The 17764-nt window shown below is 48.3% G+C and carries 5 protein-coding genes; all 5 read right to left on the bottom strand.

From position 1 onward, the window contains the following. Position 1 precedes the first annotated feature (1 nt). Genes edeJ through edeN form a run of 5 tightly spaced genes read right to left on the bottom strand, consistent with a single transcriptional unit; the run spans position 2 to position 17751 of the window. Positions 2–2692, bottom strand: a complete 2691-nt coding sequence (edeJ, locus tag HP399_RS14625) for an edeine non-ribosomal peptide synthetase EdeJ (RefSeq protein ID WP_173619493.1) — start codon at positions 2690–2692, stop codon at positions 2–4. A 30-nt stretch (positions 2693–2722) separates the two neighbouring features. Then, positions 2723–6715, bottom strand: a complete 3993-nt coding sequence (gene edeK / locus HP399_RS14620; RefSeq protein ID WP_173619494.1) for an edeine non-ribosomal peptide synthetase EdeK — start codon at positions 6713–6715, stop codon at positions 2723–2725. Between the two features lie 33 nt (positions 6716–6748). Beyond that, the gene (gene edeL / locus HP399_RS14615; RefSeq protein WP_173619495.1) at positions 6749–10039 is read right to left on the bottom strand and encodes an edeine non-ribosomal peptide synthetase EdeL; all 3291 of its coding nucleotides are present in this window, start codon (positions 10037–10039) and stop codon (positions 6749–6751) included. A 17-nt stretch (positions 10040–10056) separates the two neighbouring features. Continuing rightward, positions 10057–11220 (bottom strand): pyridoxal phosphate-dependent aminotransferase, encoded by a 1164-nt coding sequence (locus tag HP399_RS14610; RefSeq protein ID WP_173619496.1) that lies wholly within the window; start codon positions 11218–11220, stop codon positions 10057–10059. Between the two features lie 15 nt (positions 11221–11235). Then, positions 11236–17751 carry an edeine non-ribosomal peptide synthetase EdeN gene (edeN, locus tag HP399_RS14605; RefSeq protein WP_173619497.1) on the bottom strand — a complete coding sequence of 2172 codons (6516 nt, stop codon included), beginning with the start codon at positions 17749–17751 and terminating at the stop codon, positions 11236–11238. Positions 17752–17764 lie beyond the last annotated feature (13 nt).

Below are 17764 nucleotides of genomic sequence, written 5' to 3'. Positions count from 1 at the left end.
CCTAATTCCCCTTCCTTTTGTCGATCAGTTCGGCACCCTTGTCTACGGAGAGAACTCCCTCCTTGACCTCCCTCAGCAATTCCAGAAGGGATTCATCATCATCGCTTTGATCTTCCATAGATGCAAACTGATCCTGTTTTCTTTGTTCGAGAAAATCTACAAACATGGCAATCGTATAGTAGGAAAACAAATGCGCGACGCTAATCTCGCTATCCACTTGTTTTACAATTTGCGCATGCATTTTAAGCAACAGCAGGGAATTCCCTCCCAGCTGGAAAAAGCTGTCGTGTACCCCCACTTTTTCGATCCCCAAGATTTCTTTCCAGATGGTAACCAGATGTTCTTCCTTCTCGTTTCGTGGAGCTACATATTCTGCATCGGACGCCTGTTGCTCATCCACTTCAGGCAGTAGCTTACGATTGATCTTGCCCCCTGCTGTCAAAGGCATTTTTTCAATGCTGACAAAAAAGGAAGGGATCATGTGATCGGGAAGCCGTTCGCTGAGATAACCACGCAAGTCACTTGCAGTCAATTCCTGAGCATTCGATACGTAGTAAGCGCACAAGCGAGCCTTCTCTTCTTGAAATAGCACGGCACACTCTTTTACTAGCGGGTGGGACAATAGAACCTCATCAATCTCGCCCAGCTCAATTCGGTGCCCACGTACTTTTACTTGATGATCGATGCGACCACAGAACTTGATATTGCCACTCGGCAGATAACGCCCAAGGTCACCTGTCCGGTAAAGCTTTTGATAACCAATTTCCGGATAAGGGTTGTCAACAAAGCTGACTGCTGTTTTCTCAGGATCGTGCAAGTAACCATGCCCCAAGCACAATCCCGTTATGTAAATCTCCCCTTGTTGTCCAGCCGGAACTAGTTTGCGATTTGAATCCAGCAGCAAAATTTTCGTATTGGCTATCGGCTTTCCGATCGGTATCGGTCCTTGATGGGTATGGTCGATCTCAAAGTAGATGACACCAATAGAGGTCTCCGTCGGGCCGTACAGATTCGTGATACGAACGTGGGGAAACCGCTGAAGAAACAGATGCACGGTGTGAGCCGTAATTTCCTCTCCTCCCAAGATCAGGTGGCGAATCGAAGAAAGTGAATCCTGTATGTCCATCCGTGTTTCCATTTGATCCACCAGCAGGTTGAAGACCGACGGCACAAAGTCCGTAATCGTAATCTGATAGGTTGAAATGGCGTGCAACACTTGATCGAGCGTCATCTCAAATTCAGGAATCGGCAATACCGTACGGCCACCATGCAGGAGCGGCCAGAAAAGTTGCCAGACCGAACTGTCATAGTGATGAGGAGTCGTCTGGAAAATGGCATCCTGTTCCGTACAACCGTAGTGTTCATCCATCCAGCGAAACCGATTGAAAATACCGATATGAGGAACGACTGCTCCTTTTGGTTTGCCGGTAGAACCAGATGTATAGATCACATAGATCGGATCGTCCACATCTACCTGAATTTTCAAGTCCTCTTCTTCCCGGATATCATCCGCATCGACGATTACAGCACGTGTCAATTGCACAAATGACGGTTCCTGTCGTATTTCTGGTCCGATCAGCGTCACCGGACAATCCAATTCATCCAGTAGCTGCTTTTTCCTTTCGTTCGGACTTTGCACGTCTAGTGGGACAAAGGCCGCACCTGTTTTCATCACAGCTAGCAGGGAAATGACCAAATTCAAGCTACGATTCATCAAGACGGGAACATTGCTTCCTCTTCCAATGCCGCTGTCCTTCAACATACGCGCTAAATAATTGGCTTTGCCATTTAGTTGAGCGTAGGTAAGGTTTTTGTTGCCAAACACAGCCGCTGTTAGATGAGGCGTACGCGCTGCCTGTTCCTCGATCAGTTGATGGATCGGCTTTGGAGCAGAATGAGAAACGTCCGTTTGATTGCGGGTATACAACAGATCAGTCCGCTCCGCCTCTGTCAACATATCGATTGTGTGAACCAATCGTTTAGGATCGACGACCACTTCACGAAGAATTTGTAGATAATGGCCGATCATCCGTTCGATGACAGACTCTTGGAACTGCTCGCCCGCATACCGTACGCGTCCGGTAATTCCATCTTCTGTTTGCTTGAATGCAAATACCACTTGCAGGGACAGGCCTTCTAAAGCAGCAATATCTTGCATGTTTTCTAGTACGAAGGCAGTATCTAGCAGTGTCGTCAGATCGGTGTCGGATAGATCAAGCCATTGCATCATTTGCGAAAACGGATAGTTCTGATGCTCCATTGCCTCTTTGACCAGCTGCTTACCCTCTTTCGCCACTTCTGCAAAAGTAGCTTCTTGATGCATCCGTACACGCAGCGGCAGCACCCGATTCCAAGCATTAGGGGGAAGCGGATTCTGAAAGACGGGCGTGAGAATGATCATGTCGTCTGTCTGCTTATACCGATTCAGCATGATTTGAAACGTCGACAGAAGGAACAGGTAGAGCTTCATCGGATGATGATCGCAATGGGCCGTAACGGTAGCGTTTAAATCCTCTGGAAAGACAAAAGATATTTCTTTTGTCCCCTCCACCCCATCGACTTCCTTCTCCGTCCCTTCGGTTGGAAGGAGGGAGAGCGTCCACTCCCCCTGTAACTTCTTATGCCAGTACTGCTCCTCCCGGCTAAATTTCCGACTGGTTAGCAGAATGTTTTGCGAAATAGTAGTCTCCATATGCCCTCCCCCTCTTACTCACCGCTTGCTCTAAAATTCAAAATCCCAATCGACACCCTGTGCTTGAATAAGGGCTACCTCACGGGTCAATTCAAAGTCCTGCAGGAGGCGCTGGGGATCTTCCATCACCTGCTGCAACAAGCTTTTGAAGTCACTCACAAACTGCTCCATCGTTTCTCTTCGGAACAGGTCACTACGGTAATCCAGCTTACATGTAAGTCTGTCAAAAACAGGATAAGCCGACAGATGAAGGTCAAGTTTAGCCGTGTTGTTTTGCAGTGGATAGTTTTTGACGATCATGTCTTCAAGCTCCAGTTCCCCTTCCGGATTGTCCATGTTTTGCAGGACGAAGATCGTATCAAAAAGGGGCTGACGACCTGTATTTGGCTCAAGACCAAGAGTCTGGACAAACAGATCAATTGGGTAATCCGCTTGTTCAAAAGAAGCTAGCGTATGCTCGCGGACCTCCGCAAGAAACTCCCTATAGGCTTTCTCGCCTTTTGGATAATTGCGTAGGGGAATGGTGTTGATAAACATCCCAATTACTTCATCAAACTCTGCAAATTTACGCCCAGCTACTGGAGTTCCGACAACAACATCCTCTTGACCGCTGTATTTTGCAAGCAAGATGTTGTATACCGACAACAGCACCATGTAAAGTGTCGCATGTTCCTGCGCTGCCAGCTCCTGTAACCGCTGCCTCTCCTCTGTCGATATCTCGAACTCAATCGTAGCACCAGGAAACGTAAGAGATTCTGGCCTTTCGTAATCAGTCGGAATCGATAGAAGTGGAGCCGGGCTGGTAAACAAGTCTGCCCAATAGTCAGCTTGAAGCTCCCCTGACTCAAGTGCAGATTCCTGCCATACAGCAAACTCTTTTTGCTGAACTTCCAATGTAGGAAGTGTCACGCCTGCATAGAGACGAACAAAGTCCTCTACAAGAATATCCATGGACACACCGTCTGAAACGATATGGTGCATGTCGAACAACAAGAGATGCTTTTCCGGTTCAATCCGGATTAGCCCTGCACGCAGCAAGGGCGCTTGACGCAAGTCGAATGGCCGTACAAACGTTGCCAAGCTGGACTCCAACTGCTCTGCACTTGCTTCGCCCACTTCCAAACGGAAGACTAGCGAATCATGTACAATTTGAACCACTTGCCCATCTATATAATCAAACGAGGTACGAAGAGATTCATGGCGGTCAATCAATGCCTGAAAAGCAAGTTCTACCTTCTCACGGCTCAAATCACCCTCGATGAAACGGGCAGCCGTAATATGAAGACTTGTGTCAACCGGATTCAACTGTTGAAGAATAAAGAACTTGCGCTGGGCTGGCGTAACAGGATAGTACGATCTGGCTTCGACTGGGAAACGTCTTTTCATAATCGTCTTGTCTGCTCCATCAATCACCTTGCCAAGCTCATGAATAGTTGGGTGATTAAACATGGTTCGCAGTGGAAGCTGTACGCCAAACTGCTGTGCAACCTGAGTAGCTACCGCGTTGATTTTTAACGAGTGTCCCCCTAGAGCGAAGAAATTGTCCAGAGCGCTGATTGTGTTTGGATCGAGCTGCAACACATGCGCCCAGATGTGGGTGAGAGCTTTTTCCGTCTCGGTTGTCGCTGACACAAAAATCGATGTGTCTACCCGATCCTGTATGCCAGGCTTCGGTAAAGCCCCTCTGTCCACTTTTCCGTTAGGGGTAAGTGGCAATACGTTTTGTTTTACATAGTGCATCGGCACCATGTATTCCGGAAGCACAGTAAACAGATAATCAAGCACATCTCGGGCGGAAAACTCCTCCAAGGGAACGACATAGGCACATAAGTACTTTGCACCGGTTTCCTCTGAAAGCGCCAAGACCACTGCATCCTTGACCGCAGGATGTCTGCGCATAACCTGTTCAATCTCACTCAATTCGATTCGGTAACCCCGAATCTTGACTTGATTGTCCATTCTCCCGAAGTACTCAATATATCCGTCCTCCGTGATCCGGCCTACATCACCCGTTCGGTAAAGGACTTGGTAGTCAGGGTCTTCTACCCAGCTGGCATACGGATTTGCTACAAAAACTTTTTGCGTCCGGTCCTCATCTTTGTAGTAGCCGTATCCAACCCCCGGACCAGCCACACCTACTTCTCCTTTTACGCCTCGTGGGCAGATACACTGATTTTGATCGAGTATGTAAATATGAGTGTTCTGGATCGGTATGCCGATGGGAACCACAATCTGCTGATCGCTAGGCATTTCCCGAATAATGTGGTGGGTAATATCATCGGATGCTTCCGTTGGCCCGTACATATTCACCAATGGAATTTCCGAATAGCAGGCAAACCAGCGTCGTACCAGAGGGGCAGGCAACTCCTCTCCTGTCACTGCCATCCACCGCAGATCAGGAAAGCTGCGTTCGGAGTCGGGCCATTCTTGAACGAGATCAAGCAGCACGGAGAGCAGAGATGGCACCACTTCCGCTACGGTGACGCGGTTGGAACGCAGCACGTTATGAAGGGCCTGCGTATCCATTACGGTCTCTGTATCGACCACTTGCACAGAGCCACCCACCAGCAAAACAGCCAGATATTGCCAAACAGAAATATCAAAGCAAAGAGAAGCCGTTTGTGCGACAAGATCATCCTCGCAGAGGGATAGGTCGTTGATTTTAGCGAAAATGTGGTTAATCATTCCACGATGGTGCACCATTACGCCTTTTGGTTGTCCTGTCGTGCCCGATGTGAAAATGATGTAAGCCAAGTCTGTTCCCGCACTCTCCCGATCGATGTCCTCTCCCGATAGTGACTCTACGGATTGATCGGATTGATCGGATTGACCAAAGACATAGAGATACTTCAGCTCAGGTGAGGATACTTGAATCGACTCCAATCCATCTAGCAAGTCAGGCTGAGTTATTAGCCCTGCAATCTCGCTCTTCTGCACGATGTACAAAATCCGATGCTGCGGATAGTCTGGATCAATCGGTACGTAGGCTCCCCCCGCCTTGAACACTGCAAGAATCGCAACAAGCGTATCCACGTTACGCTTCATATAAATACCGATTTTTGTGCCAGGTCGTAATCCTTGCTGGATAAAATGGCGCGCGAGTCGATTGGATCGCTCGTTTAATTCCTGATAGGTTAAGGTTGTTTTTCCGTCTGTCACTGCTTTGCGATGAGGAGTCTTTTTTACCTGCTCCTCAAAGAGGCGATCAAAGCTCTGATCGCGCGGAAAATCAATCCGGTTGTCGTTGAATGAAAGAACTAGCTCCCGAACCTCTTCCTCAGATAAGAACGCTATCTCCGCGATCTTCTGATCAGGTTGCGTTACGATAACCTGATAGATACGGACCAAATGCTCCATCATCCGTTCCATCATGGGGCGCTGGTATCTTTGCCCCACGTAACGCACGAGTAATTCGAGCGAGTTTTCCTTTTTAGAAAAGAGGAGCTGCAACTCGCTCGAAACCTGTTCTAGGCTGTCCTGATCATGAAGGACGTCCAATAAGCAAGTCGCCTCGAAAAACGGTGTGCTGTTCCCCTGCTGCGGTACCTGCAGTTCCTCGATCAACCGCAAGATTGGGTAGTTCTGATGTTCCACAGCGGCCTTTAAGGTCTGCCGAATTTCTTGCAGCAGCTCCTTGATGCTCCATTCCGGGAGTACCTGATGACGCAAGGGCAGTAACTTGTTCAAAAACTCACCCGGCTCAGTTTGACGAAAGATAGCCGTTCCAACGCATATGTCCTGATGTCCCGTGTATTTGGACAACAAGATGCCAAATCCACTCAGCAAAGCCATGAACAAACGTTGATCCGAGCCATTGCTCAAATGAATCAGCGCCTTGCTCAGTTCGTCCGGAAACACGATGGTCAGCTTACGAAGCTCAGACTGACGCTGAAACGAGGCCCGAGAGTCTGTTGGAAGGTCAAGTGAATGAAATTCTCGAGAGAGGTTCTCCATCCAATAGTCTTTTTCGCGATCAAACTGCCCACTGGCCAGCAAGATGTTTTGTGCAGTTATCGTTGTCAAGCCAATCCCTCTTTTCTGTCCGTCATGTATTTCTTAAAAAGCAAAGTCATCGTCGTCCACTTGTCCCTGTGCTACCTGTACTACTCCATGACCGATCTGAAGTTGTCCGATGGTTAGGTTCGGGTGGGCTACCATTTGCTCCAGAAGAATGACAAAGTCTTGAGCCATCTTCTCGATTGTTCTTCTTTGATACAGGTTCGTGTTATATTGCCAGTGCATGCACATGTGATCCTCAGCCTTAACCACTTCCAAAGCCAGATCGAGCATGGCAGCTTTGCGTCTGAACTCGTACGGAGCAAACTCGATTTGATCGAGACGGACCTTTTGCTGCTCCGCTGCATGATGCAGGGTCAGCATGGCGTCAAACAACGGGTTCCTTGCTGGATCGCGAGGGAATTGAATCTGGCTTACGAGTTGATCGAATGGATAGTCTCCATGCTCAAAACCGCTTAGCACGTTTTGACGTACCTGCCCGATATACTCTTGGACGGTCAATTCTTTCTTCGGCCAGTTTCGCAGAGCCAAGGTGTTAACAAACATTCCTACAACAGGGGCAAACTCCCCACGTTGTCTACCATCCATGTCGCAGCCGATGACGATGTCTTCCTGATTGCTGTATTTGGATAACAAAACAGAATAGACGGCCAACAAAAGCATGTACAGCGTCGTAGAACTTTGACGGGTAAACGAGTCGAGTTTTTCCAGCCATTCTCTAGACAGCTCAGTCAGCACCTCGTCTCCATCAAATGTCATGGTTTGCGGGCGAGGATAATCGGTCGGGATTGCTAACGGTTGCGGCTGCCCGGAAAATGCATCCAACCAGTAGGCTTCATGCTCGGCCCAACCGATCTCGGCAGCTTGTTCTGCTTGCCACCAAGCGAATTCCTTAGCCTGTGCCGACAATTCCGGCAACTCCTGTCCTTGGTAGAGGTTACAAAACTCCTCAAGCAAGATGGACTTGGATATGCCATCTGAAATGATATGGTGCATGTCGAAAATCAACAGATGTTCCTCTGATGAGAGCTCAATTAGGCCGATACGAAGCAAAGGAGCTTGCTTTAAATCGAATGGCCGGAAAAAGCGTTCGATTTCCTTCTCCACAGTTTCCTCGTCTGCTTTCCATGTTTCGATTTGTACAGACAGGTCACTGTGTACTTTTTGCTTCACCTGACCTTCAATCAGATGAAACGTGGTGCGTAGCGCCTCATGTCGTGCGACGAGTTGATCTGCAACGTCTTGAAGACGCCCGGAATCAAGGGAACCCGTGATCCGCATAACTCCCGGTGTATGATAGCTGGTAGCATCTTCTTCCAATTGCCACAACAGGTAAAGTCGCTCTTGTGCACCCGTGACAGGGTAATATTCCTGATCAGAGAGCAAGGCGATCGGTTTTTGCTCCATCTCTTGGAGGCTGCCTGTGATCCGATTCGCCAAACCACGAATCGTCGGGGCATCAAACAGGTCCCGCATAGAAAGCTTCACTTGAAAGTCACTTTCCATTCTGGATAAAAGCTGAATGGCCTTCAGTGAATGCCCTCCCTGTCCAACAAAATGATCAAGCACACCGGGTGATGGAATTTGTAAAACATCCGCCCACAACTCAGCCAGCTTTTGTTCGATCGGATTTGCCGGAGGCACGTAATCACTACTGACGCCAGGCTTTACAGCAGGCAAAGCTTTGCGATCGATCTTTCCATGCGGGGTAAGCGGCATCTCGGACAATTCCATAAAGTAACTCGGGATCATATAACCGGGGAGCCACTCCAGCAGGTGCGCGCGAAGCCCATCTGGCTGAACGCCGTCCTTTTGCACGACATAGTAGCAAGCCAGTTCGGTCATACCCATTTGATCAGTCATAGCCAATACAGCTACCTGATTCACAGCAGGATGCTGAAGGACGGCGCGCTCAACTTCTTTCAGTTCCACACGATAGCCGCGCACTTGAACCTGATCGTCCATCCGCCCTAGATATTCAAATACTCCCGTTTCGCTGAGCAATCCGACATCTCCAGTACGGTAAAGGCGCTCGCCAGTAATGGGATGATACGTAAAAGCTTTCTCGGTCAACTCAGGCTTGCCCAAATATCCATCGGTGATGCCAATTCCTCCGATGCAAATCTCGCCCTTGACATCTGGGGGACAAATTTCCCCCGTCTGTCCAAGGATGAACATATGAGTATTGGCAATGGGAACACCAACAGGGATTCTAAGTGATTCTTCATCTGGCTGTTCTGTGCAAAGATAGACGGAAGCGTATATCGCTGATTCTGTCATCCCGTAAATATTGGCGATTCGCGCAATACGGAACAGTCGATTCCATTCGCGAACCAGATTAGCCGTCAGTGCTTCTCCTCCATTAAATACCCACTTCAAATGGGGCAACGGATCTAGTTCATTACGAGAATGCACATGAGCCAGAAACACATTCATCATCGCTGGAACGAACTGGGTGACTGTAATACGTTGCTCTCGCAGCCAGTCATACAACGCTCCCGGATCTTTCCCGTCTTCCTCTTTCAAAATAGACAGCTTTGATCCAACCATCAGCGGCCAAAACAATTCCCACACCGAGTCCGTAAAAGAAATCGAGGTTTTTTGGGCAACAACGTCTGTCTCGTTTAGCGGAAAAGTCTCCTCTAACCAAAACAACGTATTCAAGACCTGTTTGTGTGTAATCATGACGCCCTTTGGTGCACCGGTCGAACCAGATGTGTAGATGACATATGCAACATCATCCTCTGAACCTGTTGGAGCTATCGCCTCATCCTTTTGACCGCGAATATCGAGCGCTGTATAGACCTTGTATCCTTCGTGATGGAAGGAAGTCTCGTCCAAACAAATGATCGTTTCGATGCTGTCAGGTAGATCGGGTATGATCTCATCCAGATAAATGGATTCTGTTACAAGCACCTTGCAGCGACTATCCTGCAAAAGATACCGAATTCTAGCACGGGGATAATGCGGATCAACCGGGACGTATCCCCCACCTGCTTGGAGGATTGCAAGAACTGCCGCTACCATACGGGAGCTCCTGTCTGCGAGGATTCCTACGAGTTGCGAAGGAACTACACCCGCATCTTTTATGATACGGGCTAGCTGGTTTGCATCCGCGTGTAGTTCTGCGTATGTTCTTTCTCGATCCGCCTCTACCACAGCAACTCTATCAGGCGTTTTTTCCGCTTGCCGGGCGAACAGTTCAGCGATTGTTACTTTGTTGCGATACGGTTTGTCTGTCTGATTGACTCGGGTTAACAAGTTCGCTTCATTATCAGTGAGCAGGTTAAACTCGTTCAGATCCAGATCGAGTTGCATACGTCCATTCATTGCGACTCTTCCCCTTTTTAGGTGGTGGTGAAAAATTCCCGCAAACGGTTAATTCCCTCGTTATACTTAGCGGCAGAGTATGAGAGGCGCAGTGTATTCGGGATGCCAAAGTCAGAACCCGGTACGGTTGCCACATGTGTAGCCTCGAAAATTTGCGTAGCCAACTCAAGCGAGGTGCTGATGCCTTTTCTCTTCATAAATGCTTCGCAATCAAGCGTGAAGTAGAAGCTGCCTCTCGCTGGCAGAGCACGGACATCCGCTACATTTTGGAAAGCATCGATCGTGTAGTCCCGACGACCTTTGTACAGTTGGACCAAATGATCAACCTCATGCTGGTAATCAAGCGCAGCCATTGCTCCGAACTGTACAACCGGGTCAGCTGTGAGCAGTGTATGGTGCTGAATGACCGTCAGTGGCTGCACCAGCTCATCCGGTACGATCGCATATCCGACACGTCTGCTATACATCCGATACGCTTTGGAGAATGCATCCGTTGTGATGAACGTAGACTTGGTATTTTTCAGCTGCATCACGGATTCGCACTCGTCATCGAAGTAGGTATTCGCATAAATTTCGTCATTGATAATAGCCGCACGACCGTCTACGATGCTGTCGATCGTATACAATTCCTCTTTTGTAAGAATATTTCCCAATGGGTTGCCTGGCGTGTTGATCACGACCACTTTCGTCTTGTCTGTAAAATTCTCTTTAAACGACTCCACATCAAGTCTCAATGTATCCATATCAATTTTGTAGTAACGAACTTTCGCACCGACTAGCAGCGCGCAGAAATGGTAAAGCGAGTAGTACGGAAGTGGCAACAACACTTCATCGCCCTCTTTAAGCAAGAGGTAGAACAGGTTACGGAAGAGTGTGCTGGTACCGACACTGATTACGAAATTCTCCGGTTTGATTGACACGTCGTATTTTGTTTTATAGTGGGTCGCGAGCTTATCTTTCAGCTCCGGAAGCCCACCTGGATACACAAGCGAATATTTTTCAAAGCTATCCAATGCCTGTTGCATGGAATTGATAATTTCGGGATGCAGCGGCATTTCTGACTTCCCAAGAGTCATGCGGATCGCTTCTCCACCGTTTCTCTCAAGCTCATTTGCCATCTGGTCCAGTACAAACATCAAAAAGCGTTCGTCGTGAAAATTAATTGAGGATCTGATTTCCATATTTCCCTACCCCTTTTACTTTATTTTGGATTTTTCTGCTAACATTTTTAGGATTTTCACATAGCGATCCGAAAGCGATTCAACATATCCCGTCTGAAGCATAGATGGATCATAGGTAAAAACGACATGGATACCTTCCGAAGTTTCTGCTACCTGAAGAACTAACGGACTTCCTGCCATTTCTGGCTCAACTGACCGTTTGACTTCACGATTCCAAACAGCTGACTGAGCTTTGAACGGGATCGTCTGGTTAACAAAAAGTGTCGGCCATTCCATGTGTGTCGTCGCTTGCCAGTGCTCTGACGGATACAACGCGAGCATTTGCATGCGGTCACGTACTTGCTTCGTTTGATCCAATAATTGTGAAAACGAACTGATGGTCTGCATATCGATGGTGAGCGGTACGATATTGTCAAAGTTGCCTAGCGTTTGTTCCAGCACAGCTTGCGTCCGATTCGTCACCACTACTCCAAGCGTCAAACTAGGCAATTGGGTGACCTGTCGAAGCAACAACAGGTAGGAGGCAAGCAAGATGTCTCCCAGCTCCTGATTGGAATGAGCAGCTACATGCAGCAAATCGGCGTGACCTGTCGGGTCGATATACTGCTCGACTTGTCGCTTCGCTACCCCTCCCGTACCAAATGGTTGAGCAGAGTCTGGATTTGCTGCTGTCAACCACTCGTGACGCTGGGCCTCGAGATGTCCGTAATAAAGCATTTTTTTCTGCCAAACGGCGAATGCTTCGTAGCGAGGTTGTTCATCCTCATCTGGTTCATGCCCCTCTGCAATCGTTTGATACAGAGCCTCCCATTCTTCCAGGAGAAGTCCGAGACCTCGCCAATCACTAAAGGAGCTGTGAAGACTTCCAATCAACCGATAGCGATCAGCAGCCAGCTTTATCCATTCAATTCGAACCAAACTTCCTGCTTTGTCCTCAAACGGCCTCTTCTGCTCGGCAATCAATCGTTCTCGCAACCATACCGTTGCCTCTGCCTCGCTTTTCTCCTGTAAATCACAAAGCGCAAGCGGAATCAGTTCGGAATAGCCTTGGGGCGACAGCAGAGGAAATCGTCGCACGAGAGCTTGCCATGCTTGCTGCATATACGACAGTTCGATTTTGCTCCGAAGCTCGATGTCAAAACATCTGACAGCCACAATCCCATCTTCTTGTTCCTGCTTCAGCAAACGTTCCTGAACGAAGGAATAGATGGGCGTTGTTTCCGAATGAAACTCGCCTAGAATCGGCTTAGGTCTTTCTGCGGCTGATTTCCCGTCAGTCAAAAGTAGGTACGGGGCATCTGTCAGTTGCAGATCACGTCCTGTCCCGTCTGCAAAAGAAACGGGGATGCCGCACGCTATCAGTGTGTCGATCCGTTCGGTCAGATTCGCTACCCGATCCTCGATTTGGTAAACGCCAGAACCACTTTTCATGAGCTCTCGTTGTTCTTGTGAGTGCTCCATTCGAGGCTCGACTAACTGGATGCTACTCTCTCTCGCTTTGCCCAGTGTGATAATACTGGCTTGAGATTGCCGATCCAGATATTTCTCGTGAACTCGATAGCCCAGGAACGTAAAGAACGACAGTGCCTTTTCTGCATCTGGTGTAAGCAGCCGGACAGCAGATCGCTGATCGCTGCTTTGCCATTCGTCATGCGTCACGTTCTCGCTCTCTACAAGTTCAACCAGGCCAACCGTTTCCAGAAAGAGAAAGGCAACGAGTCTATGATTGAAAAGTACCGCTGGCTTAGGAGCGCTGACCAAATCGTATTTGAAGCCAGAATCAACTAAACTTTTCATAAATTGATCAATATTGGAAATCGAAAAGCATAGATGGTACGGACCCGTCCCCTTTTCTTCCAACAAACGAACGCAAGGTGACGTTTCATCGACAGGAGCGATTAGCTCGATTGGCACACATCCTGGTTTCATGCACATGGAGAGATACACATTTTGTTCTGGATCATGCAGGGAATCACTTGCATCAAATCCGAGAGTACCATACATGATTTGAGCCGGACCCAATTCTGGAACTGCAACTCCGACATGATGAAGGCGGTTCATCACGCCCTCTTTTTCTGTTTGGTGATGTACGCTGTCAACATCATCCAATCGCTGTTTCGGATGCTTCAGAAGTGCTGCGAGAACACGCATATAGTTGTCAGCGAAGCCTTCCATTGTCTCCGCTTTAAACAACTGGGTATCGTATTCAAGCACGCACCTGAATTGATCAGCGAGTGGTGTAATATCCAGCTTAAAGTCAAGTTTCGATGTCTTCGATTCATGCGGAACCTCTTCAAATTGCACGTGGCTCACTGTAAATTGCACTTCTTGCTCCCGCTGGTTATGGAAGATCAGCATCGTATCAAACAATGGATTTTGCATTTGCTGGATGCCTGCGGCGCTACGAGCAACAATCTCTTCAAACGGATACTCCTGATGTTCGTAGGCTAGTAGCAGACTGCGCTGAACCTCTTGTACAAAATCGGTATACACAAGATCGGCACGAGGACGATTGCGTATCGGAAGGAAGTTGATAAAGACGCCGACGATTCGCTCCAAATCGGGATGGTTTCGTCCAGCTACCAGTGAACCGACAACGAAATCTTCCTGAGACGTGTATTTCATCAGCAACACGTAATAAGCGGACATCAAAACTGCATGGACAGTCACTTCGTTCTGCTTGGCAAATGCATGCAAATCACCGTACGTAGAATCAGTAAGGAAGAACGTATGGTGATCCCCCTGGAATGTCTTAACAGAAGGACGCGGGTAATCCAGCGGAAAAGACATGAGCGGGACTCGGTCGCTGAAAGTATCCATCCAGTATTTTTCCTGCTGATTCCACTGCTCGCTACCCCGCTTCTGCCACTGCCAGTCGGCGTAGTCCTTGTATTGAATGGGCAGTGTGGGCAGCTCTTCACCCACATACAATTTAGCGAAGTCTTCCATTAACACATTCAGTGAAATGCCATCCAAAATAATATGATGAGAGTTGAACAGCAGATAATACTGAGTGGCTGTGACCTCGACTAGGCAAACCTGAAGAAGGGGTGCTTTCGTCAAATCAAAAGATTGCCGAAAGTCTTCCATCAGTTCGTCCAATGTCCTACCGTCGCTATGACTGGTTTTGATCTCAAATGGCACATGGTCGCTGATGTACTGATACACTTCTCCATCCTGTACCGCAAACGAAGTACGGAATGCTTCATGCCTTTGGATGATTTCCTTAAATACACTTTTCACTCGACTTACATCCAGATGACCGTTTACCGCGATTACACCCGACATGTTGTAGCTGGTGCTTTCTCCTTCTATTCCATGCATCACGAAAATTCGTTTCTGTGAAGAAGAAGCCCTGTATCTCTCGGCTTTACTTACCCGATCAATCGGCGCGTAGGATATCGGCTGTCTACCCCTGATGCGGTCAGCTAATTGTCGAATGGTCGGGTTCTGGAATACATCCTTGATCGTGATGTCTGTTTTTCTCTCTTTTTGCAATCTGGTCACGAGTTGAGCGACCTTCAGCGAGTGGCCTCCTAGCGAGAAAAAATGATCATGCACGCTTATTTTTTCGACTGCCAAAAGCTCTCGCCAAATTTGTGCCAATTGCTGCTCAAGTTCATCTGCCGGGGCCTCTTCCTTTCCCGTGCGATACTGCGTGTAATCCAGACGTTGCAAGGCAGTCTTGTCTACTTTTCCACTCTGCGTCCGAGGCAAGGCATCTAGATGGACGAAAAAGGCAGGTAGCATGTAGTCAGGCAAATAAGTCAGCACTGCTTCGCGAAGAACATGTTCCTCAATCGGATGCATCGCGGCCAAGCATGCAACCAGATAAGGATCGCGTTTTGACTCCTGAATGGCCACTACCGCTGCTTCCCTGACACCAGGCTGACGGCGCAGGACAGCTTCAATTTCCTCCAATTCAACGCGGTTGCCGCGAATCTTGATCTGAAAATCCTTGCGGCCAAAATATTGCAGATGCCCTTCATCCGTCCAGCAAGCCAAGTCTCCTGTACGATAAAGCCTGCCATACGGGGTCAGTATATAGGACGCTCTGGTTTTTTCCTCGTCAGCGATGTATCCTTCCGTTACACCCATCCCGCCTACGTACATTTCCCCTATTACCCCTTTGGGCAATAGATGAAAATCTTGGTCCAGAAGAAAGACACGAACGTTGTAACTTGGATGTCCAATCGGAAGCGGGTTTTCAAAAGGCCCTTGTCTCGGTACACAATACCCAGATGCCGAGATACTATTTTCCGTTGGGCCATACAAGTTGTACATCTGCGCTTGAGGCAGCAAGGCTGCATGTCGTTCCACTAAGGAAGAAGACAGCATCTCTCCTGTACACAATACTTTTTGTATCGAATCCATCGAGCCATCAGCCACGTGGTCAAGCAAAGCGTGATACATCGTAGGGACGACGAGTATCACGTTTGCCTGTTGGCCCTCGATGGCAGCCGCGAGCTTTTGCGGGGACTTGTTTTCATGTCGCTGCAACAAGCAAAGGGTACCGCCGCTGATCAGTGTGCAGAAAATCTCGACAACCGATGCGTCAAAAGTCAATGTGGCGATCTGCAACGTTCTCGTCTGCTCTCCGAACCCGACAAATTCAATGTGCCACCAAAGAGCGTTGATTAATTGATCATGCTTTACACGCACACCTTTTGGCGTACCTGTCGAACCAGAAGTAAAGATGGCATACGCAGTACTTGAAGGTGCCGCTCTTCGCTGCGGTGTTTGCGTTAACTCCTGTGCCCAACATGCTGGTTCATCCAGACGAAACACCTTTGTTTGCAAATCAGCGACGAGTTCCAGATAGCTGCCCTCTGTCACAATTAGAACAGGCTGAATCTGGCTGACGATCTGTTCGATTCGCGCTTTCGGCAAGTCTGGATCAAGTGGGACATAGTAACACCCAGCTTTGAGGATAGCCAGCAGTGCAGCAATCATTTCAGGGGAACGATCACACATGATAACTATCGGTCGGCCTGCATCTGTCACCTCCTTTTGCAGAGCCCAAGACAGGCGATTCGCTTGCTCTTGTAACTCCTTGTAGGTCACTGTCTGCTTTCCTTGGACAAGCGCAACTGCATCCGGTGTTTTTTCTGCCGCTTGATCAATCAACTCGTGCACACAGTAGTTACTCGGAACTGGCACGACTTTCATCTGTTCCTCAATCATCTCGTGCCGCTCACGATCACTGAGCAGAGTAAGGTCACGAATCTCTTGATCCGGATCAGCCGCAATCTGCTCGAGAAGGCTCTGATAATGAAGCGCCAGACGTTCGATTTCCTTCGCTTGAAACTTCCATGCCTGGTAGTTGATATGGACTGTCCATTCATCACCTGGTGTTACTTCCAGCACCATTGGATAATCGGTTGTTTCATGCGAAGTGATATTCTCCAGCTCGAAGTCAAGTTCCAATCCGGCCAGCGTCTTGTCGATGGGATAGTTTTGGAAAACGAACAAACTGTGCGCCAAAGGTGTTTGTGCGTCCATCTCTGAGCAGTTTTTCAACTCAACTGCTGGCACGTACAAATGTGGGGCCATCTGGTGCTGTTCTTCCATCATGACACCCAGCAGATCTTTGACTGTAGTCGTTTCTGTCCGTTTGACCCGGAGCGGATACGTCTTGATGAAGAGGCCGACGATTTCCTCTACTCCTGTGAGATGGGCAGGACGTCCGGCGTACGCCACTTCAAAAAGAGCATCACGCGTATCGCTGTATTTTTGCAGTAAAATACCCCATGCGGTTTGCAGCACTGTGCTGATTGTCACGCGGTAACGCTTGGATGTTTCCTCCAATGTCTCCGCAAGTGTTTGACTGAGCCGGAGATGATAAGAAGAATATCGCCGCTCTTCGTTACGATCCCGCATATATGGAAGCGGTGTAGGCGAGCTAATTCCTTGTAAGGAATCTTTCCAGTACGATAACGATTGTTCTTTCGATGCTTCTTTTAGAAAACGCAGATACTCCTTGTATTTCGCTTTCTGTTTAATCGCAGGGGACAGCCCCGAGCATAATTGTCCATATGCTGTAAATATCTCTCTTAGGAGAATACCGGAACTCCATCCGTCCATGAGAATGTGATGAAATGACCATATGACTTCATAACGATACAACTCCATCCGTACTACTTGAATGCGAATGGTATTGCCCAACTCGAGCGTGAAGGGTGTTTGTTTGTCCTGTAACAACAAGACAGACAGTTTTCTTTCCCTCGCTGCAGATGGTAACTCGGTCCAATCGAAATAAGGAATCTCCAATGTCTTTTGCTTGAGAATCAGCTGGACAGGGGCTTGAAGCCCCTCCCAGCGAAAAACCGTACGAAGCATTTCATTTGCCTCAAACGCCATCGTAACTGCCTGCGTAAACAACTCCAGCTGAAACTTGCCACGAAGGGTTAGCCGATGCTGTTCGAAATACAGATTGGAATCCTTTTGGAGTCGGTAGTAAAACAGCATGCCCTCCTGCGTTGGACTTAACGGCAAAATGTCAGCTATATTGTTTTTGTCGATCTTGTTCATCACAATTTTCTCT

The organism is Brevibacillus sp. DP1.3A (assembly GCF_013284245.2).
In the GTDB taxonomy this organism is placed as follows: domain Bacteria; phylum Bacillota; class Bacilli; order Brevibacillales; family Brevibacillaceae; genus Brevibacillus.
The sequence above is the reverse complement of the archived record's forward strand: the minus strand, read 5'-3'. Positions and strand labels throughout refer to the sequence as shown.

Coding starts and splice junctions, on each gene's coding strand:
- HP399_RS14610 (WP_173619496.1), bottom strand. CDS start 11,220: ATGGAAATCAGATCCTCAATTAATTTTCACGACGAACGCTTTTTGATG.
- edeJ (WP_173619493.1), bottom strand. CDS start 2,692: ATGGAGACTACTATTTCGCAAAACATTCTGCTAACCAGTCGGAAATTT.
- edeN (WP_173619497.1), bottom strand. CDS start 17,751: ATGAACAAGATCGACAAAAACAATATAGCTGACATTTTGCCGTTAAGT.
- edeL (WP_173619495.1), bottom strand. CDS start 10,039: ATGAATGGACGTATGCAACTCGATCTGGATCTGAACGAGTTTAACCTG.